The sequence below is a fragment of the Rosenbergiella sp. YN46 genome, assembly GCF_036620675.1.
GTDB lineage: Bacteria > Pseudomonadota > Gammaproteobacteria > Enterobacterales > Enterobacteriaceae > Jejubacter.
In genome coordinates, this window is record NZ_JAZHEE010000122.1 from 1 (window position 1) to 624 (window position 624).

The 624-nt window shown below is 35.6% G+C and carries 1 protein-coding gene; it reads right to left on the reverse strand.

Annotated elements, in window-relative coordinates:
* Positions 1-369: 369 nt before the first annotated feature.
* Positions 370-624, reverse strand: a 255-nt coding sequence (locus tag V3W49_RS22825) for a hypothetical protein (RefSeq protein ID WP_500148244.1), incomplete at its 5' end; no start/stop codon positions are given.

The following is a 624-nucleotide window of genomic DNA, read 5'->3' on the forward strand; positions in this document are numbered from 1 at the left end:
GTCATTCTTTATAGAATTTCTGGAACCTTGCTTTGCTACTAAAGGATATTCTTAAGTAATTTGTAATGAAAATACATTCATGTTTTTCATAGCACTGATAAAATTCAAAAAAAAGGCCAGCGATGTAGTTGAGATTGGCAAAAAGGTGATGCAGAACCTTCCTGAAGGAGTAAAGATCATCAGTACTTATTGGACACTTGGTGAATATGATGCGGTCTGAATATATGAGGCTCCAAATGGAAAGGCAGCTATAAAGCTTGGAATCGAAGCTGGTGAGGCAATGCAAACACAAACACTCGTTGCAATTACTAGGGATGAAGCAATGAAGCTGTTAGGGTAAACAGAATCAAATACAATTCTTAATGAATTTCATACTTGTTTTAGAACCAAAATATCTCCGTCTTTTACGTTATAATTTACCAATGCTCGATCTGGTTCGAAACCACTCTCAGGTGATGTTTGTTTGTATAAAGTAAATTTACTATCTTTTGGCAATCGAAAATGTACCTTTAACGCAAGTATGACGTCTTTTACACGAGCTGGTTTCTGGAAGGTTGTTGCCCAATCTCCCTTTGTTGTTTTTAATTTCACAGTGACTTGGTTTACCATAAAAAAAATATGCAC